Annotated in this window: 13 protein-coding genes; 9 read left to right on the top strand and 4 right to left on the bottom strand. The window is 39.2% G+C overall.

Going from position 1 to position 15,134, the window contains the following annotated elements; all coding sequences use genetic code 11:
- Positions 1-165: 165 nt before the first annotated feature.
- Positions 166-885: a DNA/RNA nuclease SfsA gene (gene sfsA, locus I6F54_RS14675; RefSeq protein ID WP_197142039.1), complete on the bottom strand. Its 720-nt coding sequence runs from the start codon at positions 883-885 to the stop codon at positions 166-168.
- A 122-nt stretch (positions 886-1,007) separates the two neighbouring features.
- Here sfsA and pepB point away from each other — a divergent pair, with 122 nt between their 5' ends.
- Together pepB and I6F54_RS14665 are read left to right on the top strand one after the other, a co-directional pair.
- On the top strand, positions 1,008-2,303 hold the full coding sequence (pepB, locus tag I6F54_RS14670; protein ID WP_197142037.1) for an aminopeptidase PepB: 1,296 nt from the start codon (positions 1,008-1,010) through the stop codon (positions 2,301-2,303).
- Between the two features lie 183 nt (positions 2,304-2,486).
- On the top strand, positions 2,487-3,053 hold the full coding sequence (locus I6F54_RS14665) for a phosphoribosyltransferase (protein WP_007377478.1): 567 nt from the start codon (positions 2,487-2,489) through the stop codon (positions 3,051-3,053).
- 48 nt (positions 3,054-3,101) lie between these two features.
- Here the strand turns inward: I6F54_RS14665 and I6F54_RS14660 are convergent, their stop codons facing one another.
- The gene (locus tag I6F54_RS14660) at positions 3,102-3,758 is read right to left on the bottom strand and encodes a Crp/Fnr family transcriptional regulator (RefSeq protein WP_002962665.1); all 657 of its coding nucleotides are present in this window, start codon (positions 3,756-3,758) and stop codon (positions 3,102-3,104) included.
- A 288-nt stretch (positions 3,759-4,046) separates the two neighbouring features.
- On the opposite strand from I6F54_RS14660, the gene I6F54_RS14655 reads away from it, so the two are divergent.
- The gene (locus I6F54_RS14655; RefSeq protein WP_002962663.1) at positions 4,047-4,283 is read left to right on the top strand and encodes a YgjV family protein; all 237 of its coding nucleotides are present in this window, start codon (positions 4,047-4,049) and stop codon (positions 4,281-4,283) included.
- A 351-nt stretch (positions 4,284-4,634) separates the two neighbouring features.
- Here I6F54_RS14655 and rdgC read toward each other — a convergent pair whose 3' ends face one another.
- A complete protein-coding gene (rdgC, locus tag I6F54_RS14650; protein ID WP_024589755.1) occupies positions 4,635-5,552 on the bottom strand; it encodes a recombination-associated protein RdgC in 918 nt (305 codons plus the stop codon).
- Between the two features lie 113 nt (positions 5,553-5,665).
- Positions 5,666-7,435: a sensor histidine kinase gene (locus I6F54_RS14645; protein ID WP_024593692.1), complete on the bottom strand. Its 1,770-nt coding sequence runs from the start codon at positions 7,433-7,435 to the stop codon at positions 5,666-5,668.
- 366 nt (positions 7,436-7,801) lie between these two features.
- On the opposite strand from I6F54_RS14645, the gene I6F54_RS14640 reads away from it, so the two are divergent.
- The 6 genes from I6F54_RS14640 to nrdR all read left to right on the top strand — a co-directional run bounded on the left by I6F54_RS14640 (position 7,802) and on the right by nrdR (position 15,133).
- The gene (locus tag I6F54_RS14640) at positions 7,802-8,170 is read left to right on the top strand and encodes a response regulator (RefSeq protein ID WP_024589756.1); all 369 of its coding nucleotides are present in this window, start codon (positions 7,802-7,804) and stop codon (positions 8,168-8,170) included.
- 225 nt (positions 8,171-8,395) lie between these two features.
- The gene (thrA, locus tag I6F54_RS14635) at positions 8,396-10,813 is read left to right on the top strand and encodes a bifunctional aspartate kinase/homoserine dehydrogenase I (protein ID WP_165722047.1); all 2,418 of its coding nucleotides are present in this window, start codon (positions 8,396-8,398) and stop codon (positions 10,811-10,813) included.
- Positions 10,814-10,822: 9 nt separating this feature from the next.
- Positions 10,823-11,758, top strand: coding sequence for a homoserine kinase (gene thrB / locus I6F54_RS14630; protein ID WP_165741379.1), 936 nt, complete (start codon positions 10,823-10,825; stop codon positions 11,756-11,758).
- An 11-nt stretch (positions 11,759-11,769) separates the two neighbouring features.
- Positions 11,770-13,053, top strand: a complete 1,284-nt coding sequence (thrC, locus tag I6F54_RS14625) for a threonine synthase (RefSeq protein WP_197142035.1) — start codon at positions 11,770-11,772, stop codon at positions 13,051-13,053.
- 269 nt (positions 13,054-13,322) lie between these two features.
- On the top strand, positions 13,323-14,579 hold the full coding sequence (glyA, locus tag I6F54_RS14620) for a serine hydroxymethyltransferase (protein ID WP_165727306.1): 1,257 nt from the start codon (positions 13,323-13,325) through the stop codon (positions 14,577-14,579).
- A gap of 104 nt (positions 14,580-14,683) precedes the next feature.
- Positions 14,684-15,133, top strand: a complete 450-nt coding sequence (nrdR, locus tag I6F54_RS14615; RefSeq protein WP_006794272.1) for a transcriptional regulator NrdR — start codon at positions 14,684-14,686, stop codon at positions 15,131-15,133.
- Position 15,134: the final 1 nt, after the last annotated feature.

Below are 15,134 nucleotides of genomic sequence, written 5' to 3'. Positions count from 1 at the left end.
CGCCTTGTTATGTGGGCAAAAGCTTCAAAAACAAGTTAATTTTAATAATTCACTGTTGTAACTTTCTATATTTTGAGCTCGTTACTTACTTTGCAAATTACGAATAGTTCAATCCTTTGCTTTAAATAAACACACCTCAATACACTATTCTATAAATGCTATTTTTTATTCTATAAATGCTATTTTTTTATGAAGTAAAATTTCATTAGCAGAAATAGTCGCTTTGTATGCTAATACTTCAACGCCGGCTACTATTGCTTGACTTAATAGCGTGGCGTATTTTTTATCAATATGCGCAGCTGCACTTACTGTATTTATTCCTTCATGCAAAACAGCGAACAGTAATACTGCTCGGTGGCCTTGTTCGATCATTTCTATTAGTTCGCGAATATGTTTTTGTCCGCGCAGTGTTTGCGCATCAGGAAAATAGCCTTGGCCACTTTGTGGGGCGTCTTCGCTTAATAATGTGACTGATTTAACTTCTACATAGCAATCAGGTTTATTTTCGTCTGTGAGTAAAAAGTCGATTCGGCTGTTTTCGCTGCCGTACTTTACTTCGCTTTGTAATTGACTGTAGTCGAGTAGCTCGCTTATCACATCATTGTTTATTGCTTCTTCTACTACTTTATTTGCAACCGCTGTATTTACACAAATAAGCTGCGATAAGTTATTTTTCGTAAGCTCTAATGAATGCGGATATTTTCGTTTGGTATTATCGCTAGTTGAATAAAAAGCAGCAAAACCTGGCTCTGCGCATCCTGTCATTTTACCTGTATTAGCGCAGTGGGCGGTAAATTCGCTGCCATCACTTAGTTGTAAATCAGTTAAAAAGCGTTTGTAGCGTTTTAATAATATGGCTGGTTGCAGCGCTGGCGTGTACTTCATAATAACTTCCAAAGTGTAAATACTGCACAGCAGTGTGATTTATGTTATTTATCTCAAGCTGTTGGGAACTTAAGCGCTCTATAGTAAACTCGGTGGCACATTTAAGTGCAGGGTATTCTAACATGAGTGAAAAATTTGTTGTTCAACTAAGCGAACAAGCAGCAGCGAGTCATTGGGGCGATAATGCGTCGTTGTCTTTTAATGAGCGCGGTGCAACGGTACATTTGTCTGAGCAAGAAACATTGAAAAATGTTCAAAAAGCTGGTCGAACTCTTGCAATCCAAGGTATTAAAAACGTTGAATTAGCAGGCGATGCTTGGTGTACAGAAAGCCAGTGGGCTTTTTATCAAGGCTTTGTAACACCAAAATCGTTAAATGGTGTTGAGTTTGTTGATAACGCACAATCTGATATTAAAGAGCTTGCTCACTTAAAAACGTCAGCAATTTGGGCACGTGAAATGGTTAACGGGACTGCCGATGACATTTACCCAGAAAGCCTTGCTGAAAAAGCGGCTGAGTTTATTCAATCATTAGCGCCTGAGCATGTAAGTTACCAAATTATTAAAGGTGATGCGTTACTAGAGCAGCAATGGATTGGTATTCATGCAGTTGGTCGCGGTAGTGTGCGCCCACCAGTATTACTTGAGCTTGATTACAACCCAACAGGCGACGAAAATGCACCAGTAAGTGCAGCGCTTGTAGGTAAGGGAATTACGTTTGACTCAGGTGGTTACTCAATTAAATCAAGCGAAGGTATGCTTGGTATGAAGTGCGACATGGGCGGCGCTGCAACAGTAACTGCAGGCTTAGCATTGGCTATTAACCGTGGTATTGAAAAACGTATTAAGCTGTTTTTATGTTGTGCTGAGAACTTAATTTCGGGTCACGCATACAAATTAGGCGACATTCTTACTTATAAAAATGGCACGACAGTTGAAATTGTAAATACCGATGCTGAAGGTCGCTTAGTACTTGCTGATGGCTTAATGGCCGCAGGTGAGACTGGCGCTCCACTTATTATTGATGCAGCAACACTAACTGGTGCAGCGCTTGTTGCTGTTGGCCAAGAGTACAATGCATTATTTGCACTTGATAAAGAACTTGTACGTGAAGTTGAGAGTTTTGCATCTCAAGAAATGGAAGCTGCTTGGCCACTTCCTCTTGAAAAATGGCATCAACAAAACTGCCCATCTCCTTATGCTGATACGGCGAATAGCCGTGCACAAAAAGGTGGCGGTTATGGCGGTGCATCGAATGCTGCAGGCTTTTTATCGCGCTTTGTGCCAAACGATGGCAAAGGCTGGGTACACATCGATTTAGCGGCTGCATTTAACATGGGCAGTACAAGTCAATGGGCAGCGGGTGCAACAACTCAAGGTATGCGTACAGTTGCTCGTACTTTACAAGAAAAAGCATAATATTTACTAAATTACGCTTTTTACGCTAAAAATAGGCACCCTTGGGTGCCTATTTTTTAATTTACAGGCAAGCAATTTTATTTCATTTACGGTAAAATCAGTCGCCAATACCTGTTTGAGTTTAATTTTTGCTTAACTCTAAGCTGCGCTCAAATCTTATATCCACCACTGGGGTTTCTAATTATGTCAGATAAGTGCTACATCACAGCTCAACAGCTGCTTGAAGATTCGTTCCGCGTAGCGGCACAAGTATACCAAGATGGCTTTCGTCCTGATTTTATTATTGGTATTTGGCGAGGTGGTGCACCGATCGGTATTGCTGTTCAAGAATATTACGATTACAAAGGCATTGAGACTGACCACATTGCAGTACGTACATCGTCTTATTACGGTATTGGTAAACAGTCGAAAGAAATTAAAGTACACGGCTTACATTACATTGTAGAGAACGCAAATGCAGGTGATTCATTATTAATTGTTGATGATGTATTTGACTCAGGTCGTAGTATTGTTGCATTAAAAGAAAAGCTTTCAGAGCTTATGCGCTTAAACTTGCCACGTGATATTCGTATTGCATGCCCGTACTACAAGCCAAAAAACTCAAAAGTGGACACTGTTCCAGATTATTATATTCATGAATCTGAAGAGTGGTTAGTGTTCCCGCATGAATTATCGGGTTTAACACCGGATGAAATTATTGCTGGTAAATCTGATCTTGCGAAAATTCATGACATTTTGCTAGAGAAGTAATTAGTAATTTGCATAAATAAAAAAAGGCCGTTAAGGCCTTTTTTTATTTTAAAGCTGAGCAAAGCTATCTACGTATTCACTTAGTTTTGGTATATCGACTGCTTGCAAGCCATCGTTACTTCTAAGTACCAAGCCTTTTTCTACGAGTTCTGTAACAACACGTCTGTAAGCTCGCTCAGTGGTAGCAAAACGTTCGGCTTCAGCATTTACAGTTGGGTAGGCTCTAAGTAGCGTAGGGTTGTTGTTCTCGGCCCTTAGTAAGCAATCTTTAGCTATGTTATAGCTAAGTGGTAGTAATAACTTATCTAAATTGATTTTTTGGTTTTCCTGAAACTTAGCCGCAATAGTTTGTGCTGTGTATAAGCTTAGTTCTGGTTTTTCAAGCAGTAGAGCACGCCAATGCCTTAATTCAATAAGGTTATAAGTTACATCGCTAAAGCACGTTACCGTATATATACACGGATTATTATTTAGCGCTTCTATTTCACCAATAAGGGTGTTGTTACAATCCAATTGTCCTAACAGCAGGCGTCGTCCATTACCTACGTCGTAACTAAACGACACAGTGCCACTGCGTACAAGCACAAGCTTGCTTAAAGGCTGATCTTGATGGATCAGAACTTCTTTTTTTGATTGTTGATAGCTACTACCGGCAAAGGTTAAAAGCTGATCAACAAGGTAACTAGAAAAATGGTATTGAAACATCAATGTGCTCTTCGGACATTTGTCCTATTTATTACATCTTAATGACGATAGCATTAAGACACTAAGAATTTACGCTAACTTGCTAATAATATTATTAGCTTTGCTAAGAGTATTATTTTACCTTCATTTCCCGTGTAATGATTTAAGAATTTGCTGGTATTTTCCGGCAAACTTTTTCAGGTTTTTTAAGCAGGTTAGCTTTTTTATTTTGTTGTAACTTTGCAATACTTACAAGTGCCATAAGATAGCAGTACATGTAATGCTAACCTAAAGGCTAGGAGAGAACAATTGAGTTGGGAATATTTAGGTTATATTGCATCAGCTTTATTGGTTGCATCGTTAACAATGACAGATGTAGTAAAACTGCGTTGGTACAACATGTTTGGTTGTATTGTATTTACTGCATACGGTGTTGCCATTGGCGCAGTGCCTGTTATTTTTACCAACGGCTTATTGTCGCTTGTAAATTTATATCACATTATAAAAATATATCGCCAACCTAAAGTTGAAGACGCTAAAAGCTAAAATAAGTTATCTGCACAAAGTAAGTTAATGGTTTTAATTAAAATCAAAAACTTCAGCTTTTGTGCATCCAGCTTGAAGCGTATATAGATAATCTCATATCACTCTACATACTTACCTCTGAACCATGCTGTATTCTCCTACTTAAAAGATGATTACCTTAGGTTTTAATACGTCGATCGTTAGCTAAATACTGTTCGCGGTTTAGATATAAATAAGTGCTTCTAAATTTCATAAAAAAATCCGATAGCAGTAAACTGCTATCGGATTTTTATCTGTTATACCAACCTACTTACATATGCTATTTAATTCATTAAATTGCTTAAATATTTATGCAGGTAGGCACTATGGTATTTACGCTTTTTCTAAATCTTCAACGTCACCTAAACCTGCAGTTAGCTCTTCAAGTAATTGCTTTATTTCTTCAGAAGCTAAAATAAAGTCAGCATCAAGTTTTAAAGCCATATCTTCTTTAGGAATATCTGCGTTTTCTTCTTTTAGAGTTTCAGAGTAGCTTAAACGTTTGATAGAGCCATCGTTTTGCAGCATAAACTTAAGACGCTCTTGCCAATCAAGTGCAAGTTTAGTTACGCGTTTACCACTTTCTAAATGCGATTTAACTTCATCACACGATAGATCATGACCTTTAAGCTTTACTTGTGCGCCGCTGTCGTCTGCTTCTTCAAGTTCAGCGTCTGAGCCAATAGCAAAACCTTCTGGTGTACTAAAGTTAGTTAACCAATCAGTTAAAAATACATCTAGGTCGTAGTTAGCAAACGCAGGTACAACCGGAAGCGTTCCTAACGATTTACGAAGTAGTGCTAGTAGCTCTTCTGCTTTATTAAAGCTGCCACTGTTTACAACAACCCAACCGTTTTCTTGGTCAATAAAGGCAAATTGTAAGCTCGACTTTTTAAATGCTTGAGGTAGAAGAGTATGAAGAATGTTTTCTTTTAATTCGTCTTTTTCTTTCTTTTTAACTGGGCGGTTTTCTTCAGCTTCTATCAGATCAATTTTCTCAGCAACTAGTTCATTAATAACAGAAGCAGGGAGTACTTTTTCTTCGCGTTTAGCGCAAACTAGAATACTTTTCTGAGAAAAATGCGATAGCGTATCGCCATGTTTTCCAAACGCTTTTGTCCAACCAAATGTTGCAAGCTCTTGACCAGTACATGGGCGAAATAAATCTTGCTCTAATGCTTTATCAAAGTCTTCTTGAGTATATGAAACGTCTTGCTTAAAGCGGTAACAAATAAGGTTACTAAACCACATAGGGGAATTGATCCATTTGAAAAATTTGTACAATCATAGCAATAAAAACAGTATCTCGAAATGACTGATTTGTTACTGTTGAATATGAACAAATTTAATGCATATACTTTTATTTATTCATATTTATCAAAAATAGGCAGTGGCTTAGCCATGTTCTTCGGAAATTGAATATAGTAACGCAGACCTTTGCCCGGTTCACTCGTTGCATCAATAGAGCCACTAAGGGTTTGCTTGACCAAATTAAGCATTATATGGGTGCCTAATCCGCTACCGCCTTCATCGCGTTTGGTAGTAAAAAATGGGTCAAATAATTTTTTTAATTGCTCGTTAGTAACACCGTTACCGTCATCTTTGTAATCAATAGTTAAGTTAGTGTCATCAGCGCTTATTTTAATATCCATTACACCGTTGCTTTTACCTTCAAAGCCATGAATAAGTGAGTTCATAATTAGGTTAGTAAAAATTTGGCTTATAGCCCCTGCAGGGAGATTTAAAACTAAATCATCAGGACATTCTAATTTTATAGTATGGGATGTCTTTTTTAGTTTTGGGTGCAGTGAGCGTATTACTTCGTTAGTGTAATCTTTAAAGTTAATGGTTCTTACTGCTTCACTGGCTTGATCGACCGCTATTTGTTTAAAGCTAGCTATAAGCTCCGAAGCTCTATCTAAGTTAGTGGTTAGTAAGCTTGTGCTTTGCTTTGCTTCGTTAATAAATTCTTCTAGTGCTTTTGGCGAAAGTGTTTTTTCGGTATAAGCATTTTCGAGTTTATTTAAGCGTTCTTGTAAAAATGATATTGCCGTTACACCTATCCCAATAGGGGTGTTTATATCGTGTGTAATACCTGCTACAAGTCCGCCTAGCGCAGCCATTTTTTCTGTGCCTAGTAAACGTTCCTGTGCAAGGCTTAACTCTTCTATATAGCGCTGAGATTCAGTTTGCTTTGTAATTAACTCTAGCTCTGTGCTGCGGCGTAAGTCTACTTCTTCGGTGAGGACAATTTTTTGCTTTTCGAGTTCGTATTTTTGCTGCTGTAAATCCATCATTGCTTGGCTTAAGTTGGATGTTTTACGGGCTACGTCTTGTTCAAGTTGTATGTTGTGTTGATCAAGCTTTTCGTTACTTATAATGAGTTCTTTTTGGGTGTGTTCAAGCTCTTTTCTATACTGAACCACTTTATCTATTAGTTTGTTAAATGACTGCTCCATCACTTTTAGTTCATTATGTTCTTCTGTTTCTATTTCTATATGTTGACCTTCTAGCTCGTCTAGTTCTAAATTTTCTAGTTGCTCAGTGAGTTCTGCTAAAGGGTCTGTAAGAAGTTTTCTAAATGCCATTAAAAATAAGATGATCAAAAAGGTGGTTTTAATCATCGCATTACCAATCAAAAAGTAGATTGATACCATAATGCGGCTAAAAACAACTTCTCGACTTGAGAATAAGGTAACGTCACCAACTTGAGTAGCACGACCTGAAAATTCAAAAATAAGTGGAAAGGTATAACCAAATAAACCCGATTTTGCGTCTTCTAAAATAACCTCTTCTTGTACTAACTGTTGGTTATATAGCTTATGTATATCAAGAGAGCGCCCTAGCTGTGAAATAATTTCGCCGCTGTCGTCTCGAACAATAATCCCTTCAATCATGGGGATGGCGAGTAAACCTTCTGCTGTTGTAATTGTTTGCTTGGTATTAAGCTCCCAAATTGCACGTGTTAAGCTGCGACTAAAGGTTTTTTGTAAGGTACTAAGTTCATCGCGAATATAGTCTTTAGTATTGACGTATTCAGCAAGCACTTGTCCACAGGTCACTACAAAGGTAAGCAAAAAATAGACGGATAAAACGCTAGTCAGTAGCTTCTTAGAAAGACTTTTTTGTAACATGAGTGACTTGTTCATCCTTTATTATTTTTGTAACGTTACGATAGTAATTTAAAAGTTAGTCAATAAACCTCTAAAAATAAATAAAAAAGTTAAAATTTAATAAGATAAATCCAAAAAGTGAGCGTGTAGTATCAAAGTATTTAAACCAAGGTATAAATTAATAAATTCGTTATCTGTTATGTATTGTAGGCTTAATTAGTATTTGCTTTGGTTAATTATATCTTAAACGGATTTATTCTATATTTATCATTGTATTAAATTATTAATGCGCTGAGTGCTTGGAGGCGTGTTAAAGTGTCTAAAATGCAATGGAAGGCATTAGTTTAATAACCTTTTAATAACTTTGATGGTTGTGTAGTAGTAAACATGATGAAATTTTCGATATTAGTCTGTGACGATTCTGCAGTTGCCCGTAAACAAGTCGTGCGGTGTTTAAATGAATGTATAGACGCTCAAATACAACAAGCTACAAATGGAGCGCACGCTCTAGAACTTTTACGAGCACAAAGCTTTGATTTATTGTGCTTAGATCTCACCATGCCCGAAGTTGATGGTATACAAGTACTCGAGACTATAAAAATAGAAAAAATAGAGTGCTTTGTTTTAGTTATTTCTGCCGATATACAAGAAAAAATGAAGCAACGAGTCGCACAACTTGGCGCAATAGACTTTATCGATAAACCTATCAATAAATCTAACTTAAACGAAATATTGCATAAATTTGGCATTCATTAGGTTTTTTCATGTTAAAAAAGGCTGTTTTATCTTTTGATTTAGGGTTGACAGCATAGCCTTTGTTAAGGCAGTCTTAACATATGAAAACAATTAATCGCGTACTGACCATTATTACAACCATCATTCTTACTGGATAGTGGCATAGGTCGGTGCAACAAATTTAAAGGCCTGTGTTCACTTAGAACACAGGCCTTTTTTCGTTTTATGGGATGAGGAACATAAACAATGCGAGTTTTAAAATTTGGTGGGTCTTCGCTTGCCGACTATGCATGCTTACAACAGGTAGCTCAGCTAGTTAAAGCACAATTAAAAGATGAAATGCTTTTGGTACTTTCTGCTCCAGGTGGAATGACCGATTCGCTAGTTGCACTTGCAAGTGCTGCAGAACAAGGCTCTGACTTTTCGCAGCAATGGCAAGCATTAGTTAGCCGCTGTGAAGGTTTGAAAGCTGACGTTGAAAAAAGTGGTGTAGTAGTTACAAGTTGGCCAAACTTAGGCGAGCTTAAAAATAAACTAGATGGCGTATCACTTATACAATGTTGCCCTGATCAAGTTCGCGCATTTGTAATTAGCTTCGGAGAGCGCGTTAGTGTTTCTTTAATGCAGGCTTTATTGAACTCGCACGATGCAAGATACTTAGAAGCAACAAGCTGTATCGCTTCAACTGGCGGTTATATCGACGCCGAGGCTGATTTAGTAACAAGTAAAGCGCGCTTTCAAGCTGTGCTTAAAGAAAGCCCTGCAACTATCTATATCATGCCTGGTTTTACGGCGAGTAATGATAAAGGTGAGCTTACAACGCTTGGCCGTAATGGCTCAGATTACTCAGCAGCCATTGCAGCAGCATGTTTAGAAGCTGAGATTTGCCAAATTTGGACTGACGTTGATGGTGTATACAGTGCTGATCCTCGTTATATTAAAAAAGCGACTAAAGTAGATTTTTTATCTTATAAAGAAGCGATGGAGCTTTCTTATTTTGGTGCAAAAGTACTTCACCCTAAAACAATTTTACCGTGTGCTAAAGCAGGCGTGCCGTGCGAAATTAAAAATACGCATAACCCAGACGCACAAGGCTCATTAATTGGTAACGATTATTCATCAGATGAGCCAGTAAAAGCGCTTTCGAGCCTACAAGACCTTGCAATGCTAACTGTCTCAGGGCCAGGCATGAAAGGCAAAGTAGGTATGGCGTCTAAGGTATTTAACGCGCTTGCTCACGATAACGTATCAATTGTATTGATCACGCAGTCATCATGCGAATTCAGCATTAGCTTTTGTGTACACGAAACAGACCTAGCACTTGCACTTGATGCGCTACAAACTGCATTTGAACTTGAATTACAAGCAGGGCTTATTGAGCCTGTACAAGTACAGCGCAATTTAGCCATTGTTACTTTAGTGGGCGACAACATGCGCGCGCACCGTGGCTTAGCGGCTAAGTTTTTTGCATCGCTTGCACAAGCGCAAGTAAATATTGTGGCAATTGCACAGGATTCTACAGAAAGTGCTATTTCAGCAGTAATTGATGGCGAACTTTGTAACGACGCCGTAAAAATATGCCATGAAAACTTTTTCACGCATGTGCCGTCAATTGATGTGTTTTTACTAGGTTGTGGCTTAGTAGGGCAAGAGCTTATTAATCAGCTTGAGCGCCAACAAGCGTGGCTTGAAAAACGTAATATTAAACTCAACTTGTATGGTGTTGCTAACTCTCGCCAATTACACCTTGATAGTGAAGGTATTGCTTTTGGTGATTGGCAGCAAAAATTGGCCTCATCTGAGCAGGCGTTTGATTTAAAACTAGTAGAGCAGTTTGTTAAGCAAAATCATTTAGTAAACCCTGTGCTTGTTGACTGTACGTCGTCGGATGCACTTGCTGCGCAGTATGTAGACTTTTTAAATGCAGGTTTTCATGTGGTTGCTGCCAATAAAAAAGCAACAACAAGCTCATACACGTATTACCAAGATTTAATTGCAGCAACGCAAAAGAATAATCGTAAATTTTTATACGAAACGAACGTTGGTGCAGGCTTACCAGTAATCGACAACTTACAGTCATTATTTGGTGCCGGTGATGAGTTATTAGAGTTTAGCGGTATTTTATCAGGTTCACTTTCGTATATGTTTGGCGCACTTCAAGATGGTTTATCACTTTCTGAGGCAACTATTAAAGCCAAAGAAAGTGGCTTTACTGAGCCAGATCCTCGTGATGATTTATCGGGTACCGATGTAGCACGTAAGTTATTGATCATCGCTCGCGAAGCCGGTATGAAATTAGAGCTAAGCGATATTGAAGTTGAGTCAGTATTACCACCAGGTTTTGCACAAGGTGATAGCGTTGATGAGTTTATGGCAAAACTACCAAGCTTAGATGCTGATTTTAACGACCGTATCAAAAGCGCTGCGAGCGAGGGTAGGGTACTTCGCTATGTAGGCACAATTAAAGAAGGCCACTGTAAAGTAGGTATTGAAGCGGTAGATGCAAAGCATGCGCTTAGTGTCATTCGTGATGGTGAAAACGCACTGGCTATTTTAAGCCAATACTACCAGCCACGTCCGTTTGTAATTCGTGGTTATGGCGCCGGCTCGGAAGTAACAGCCGCGGGTGTATTTGCTGATATTTTAAAAACGTTATCGCGCTAGGAGCTCGTTATGATTGAAGTATATGCTCCGGCGTCTATTGGTAATTTTGCAGTGGGTTTTGATGCACTTGGCGCAGCGCTTGCGCCAATTGATGGCAGTTTGTTAGGTGATGTAGCCGTTGTAAGCGCAGCACCAAGCGACGAATTTATTTGCACAGGCGAGTACGCTCACAAGTTACCAAGTGATGCTAATGAAAATTTAGCGTACCAGTGCTTAGTGCATTTTAGAGCGCATGTTGCGCCTACTATGCCAAGCGTAAAGCTCGAGCTTAAAAAGAACTTACCAATTGGCTCTGGGCTTGGCTCTAGTGCATGTTCGGTCGTGGCTACTTTTGCTGCCCTTGATAAGTTTGCAAAAACTAATTTAAGTCAGGTTGAGCTTATTGAACTGATGGCTGACTTTGAAGCTGTAGTAAGTGGCGGTCGTCATTACGACAACATCACGCCATGTTATTTAGGTGGCTTGCAGTTAACAGGTGATTTAATTCCTGATAAATCGATTGCACTGCCTGTTGATGAAAACTGGTACTACGTTGCTGCGTTTCCTGGTTTTTCACTCAACACTGCAAAAGCGCGCTCTGTTTTACCAAAAGAGTTGAACATGCATGCAAGTGTTGAGTTTGCTCAGCGTTTGTCGGCATTTAGTAGCTTGCTGTTAACTAATCGTTTTGACGATGCGCTAAGCATAATGAAAGATGAAATAGCAGAACCTTACCGCGCACCGCTTATAAAAGGCTTTAGTGAAGCCAAAGCAAGCTTGCCAGCGCTGGGCGCTGAAATAGTCAGTATTTCGGGCGCAGGACCAACCTTATTTAGTGTGTGTAAAACACTTGAAGCTGCACAGCAATGCGCGCAGTGGTTAGAAACCAATTACATTAACGAGCAAGGCTTTTGCCACATTTGTAAATTAGATAACGACGGCACGCGTCAATTAACAGTTTTATAGGATAGGTAGTCATGCAATTACATAATTTAAAAGAGTGCTCACAAAAAGTGTCGTTCGTTGAAGCCGTAAAAACAGGTTTGGGTCGTAATCAAGGTGTGTTTTTCCCTGAATCCCTTGCCCCACTGTCCGATGTTGATGCATTGCTTGATATGGACTTTGTTACACGCAGTGGTAAAATATTATCTCACCTAATTGGTGATGAGCTGCCAAGCGACACTGTGGCACAAATGGTTAAAAATGCATTTAACTTTCCAGTTAAGCTGGTGGAAGTTGAAGAGAATACATACTGCTTAGAGTTGTTTCATGGTCCTACACTTGCGTTTAAAGACTTTGGTGGTCGCTTTATGGCAGAGTGTTTAACGCAGTTTAACAAAGACGAGAAAGTAACTATTTTAACAGCAACATCGGGCGATACCGGTGCAGCTGTAGCGCATGCTTTTTACAATAAACCAAATATCGATGTTGTTATTTTATACCCTAAAGGCAAAATTTCACTTGCTCAGCAAAAGCTATTTACTACGCTAGGTAACAATATTCATTGTTACGCAGTTGAGGGCAGCTTTGATGATTGCCAAGAGCTAGTTAAAAATGCCTTTTTAGATGAAGAAGTTAAATCAACACTTGGGCTTAACTCAGCTAATTCAATTAATATTAGCCGTTTAGTTGCTCAGGTTTGTTACTACTTTGAAGCCATCGCACAGCTACCAAAAGAAAAACGCGCAACAGCACATATATCAGTACCTAGTGGTAACTTTGGTAATGTGTGTGCCGCAATGATTGGTGCGGTTATTGGTTTACCTGTTGGCAAATTAAGTGCAACAACAAATCAAAATGATACTGTGCCGCGCTTTATGCTTGATAAAAACTGGACGCCAAACGCAACGCTTGAGTCGCTTTCAAATGCGATGGATGTAAGTAAGCCAAACAATTGGCCGCGTGTACAAACAATGTTAGATAATAACTGGTTTAGCTACGATAATTTTTATTCAACAAGCGTAAACGAGCAAGACACGCAAGCCGTGATGAAAAAAATTCAACAAACTGGCTATGTTGCGGAGCCTCATACTGCTATTGCTTACCAAGGTCTTGTTGAAAATCGGGCACCTGGTGCAGCGGGTATCTTTTTAGCGACAGCTCATCCTGCTAAGTTTAAAGAAAGCGTAGAGGGTATTCTAAATATTGAATTAGGTATGCCAAAACCACTTGCTGATGCACTAGCAAAACCATGCCTAGCAAGCGATATGAACGCCGATTACGACGAGTTACGTACCGAAATGCTCGCTAAATTAGGCTAAGTTAAATTAAAAGGAAAAGCGGCTTGAGCCGCTTTTTTTATAACTTTATACGGATGAATACACTTAGTTATATTTACTAATTAAATGTAGTGAATATAATTCATTTAAAATTATTATGGTTTTATAAAAAAATATCATCTTAAAAGAGCTGTGAAATAGTTTCAATCCCTGTTTAAATATCCTCAACTTAAGAGCGTAGGCAAAGAGTCGTTTAAAGCGTACAATAAAGCCTCTAAAAAACACCATACACGTTGCCCTAGGAGACCCCAATGTTAGAACGTAGCATGAATATTTCGGATTTTGATCCAGAGTTATTTGACGCGATAACCAAAGAAACTGCTCGCCAAGAAGAGCATATCGAACTAATCGCTTCAGAAAACTACTGTAGCCCACGCGTACTAGAAGCGCAGGGTTCACAGCTTACAAACAAATACGCAGAAGGTTACCCAGGCAAACGTTATTATGGCGGTTGTGAGCATGTAGATGTTGTTGAGCAATTAGCAATTGACCGTGCTAACGAATTATTTGGTTCTGACTATGCTAACGTACAGCCACATGCTGGTTCGCAAGCAAATGCGGCTGTTTTTCTAGCATTGTTAGATGCAGGCGATACTGTATTAGGTATGAGCTTAGCTCATGGTGGTCACTTAACTCACGGTTCTCACGTAAGCTTCTCTGGTAAGCTTTACAATGCAATTCAATACGGACTAGATGAAGCAACGGGCGAAATTGATTACGCACAAGTTGAAGCGCTAGCACTTGAGCATAAACCAAAAATGATTATTGGTGGTTTCTCAGCGTACTCAGGTATTGTTGATTGGGCTAAGTTCCGTGAAATTGCTGATAAAGTAGGTGCTTACCTGTTTGTTGATATGGCTCACGTTGCCGGCTTAATTGCGGCAGGCGTTTACCCAAGCCCAGTTCCTCATGCACACGTTGTAACAACAACTACGCATAAAACACTTGCAGGCCCTCGTGGTGGTTTAATTATTTCTGCATGTGGCGACGAAGCTATTTACAAAAAGCTTAATAGCGCTGTTTTCCCTGGTGGCCAAGGCGGTCCTTTATGTCATGTTATTGCAGCAAAAGCAGTGGCATTTAAAGAAGCACTTCAACCAGAGTTTAAAGTATACCAAACACAAGTTGTTAAAAACGCAAAAGCAATGGTTGCAGTTATGCAAGAACGTGGCTACAAAATCGTTTCTGACAAAACTGAAAACCACTTATTTTTACTTGATTTAATCGATAAAGATATCACTGGTAAAGATGCGGACGCTGCCCTAGGCAACGCTAACATCACAGTTAATAAAAACTCAGTGCCAAACGATCCACGCTCACCATTTGTAACATCTGGTTTGCGTATTGGTTCTCCTGCAATCACTCGTCGTGGTTTTACAGAAGTAGAGTCAAAAGAGCTTGCTGGCTGGATTTGTGACGTACTAGATAACATCACTGATGAATCTGTACAGGCGCAAGTTAAAGAAAAAGTAAAAGCTATTTGTGCAAAATTACCTGTATACGCTTAATTGCATAAGCAGTAGTAATTTAGATCACAACTGTTTAGTTTTTTGCTAAGATAAAAGGCCGCTATTTAGCGGTCTTTTTTGTTTTAAAACGGAAGTACCGAGTTATGCATTGTCCATTTTGTACCGCAAAAGATACTAAAGTAATTGACTCACGCCTTGTTGGCGGAGGCCATCAAGTTCGCAGACGTCGTGAATGTAACGATTGCCACGAGCGCTTTACTACATTTGAAGGCGCTGAACTGGTTATGCCTCGCGTTGTTAAGCAAGATGGCAGCCGGGAACCGTTTAACGAAGATAAGCTTTTAAATGGCTTAAACCGCGCACTCGAAAAACGCCCAGTAAGTACCGAGCAAGTAGATGAAGTTGTAAATATAATAAAATCACAACTACGCGCAACGGGTGAGCGAGAAATTTCAAGCCATTTGGTGGGTGAATGTATTATGGAAGCACTTAAAAAACTCGATAAAGTTGCGTACGTAAGATTTGCTTCTGTTTATCGCTCGTTTGAAGACATACGCGAATTTGGCGAAGAAATTGCCCGCTTAGGGGAGTAAC

It is taken from the genome of Pseudoalteromonas sp. SWXJZ10B (assembly GCF_015864475.1).
Lineage (GTDB): Bacteria > Pseudomonadota > Gammaproteobacteria > Enterobacterales > Alteromonadaceae > Pseudoalteromonas > Pseudoalteromonas arctica.
Note: the sequence above shows the minus strand (reverse complement) of the source record. Positions and strands in the feature narration are given on the sequence as shown.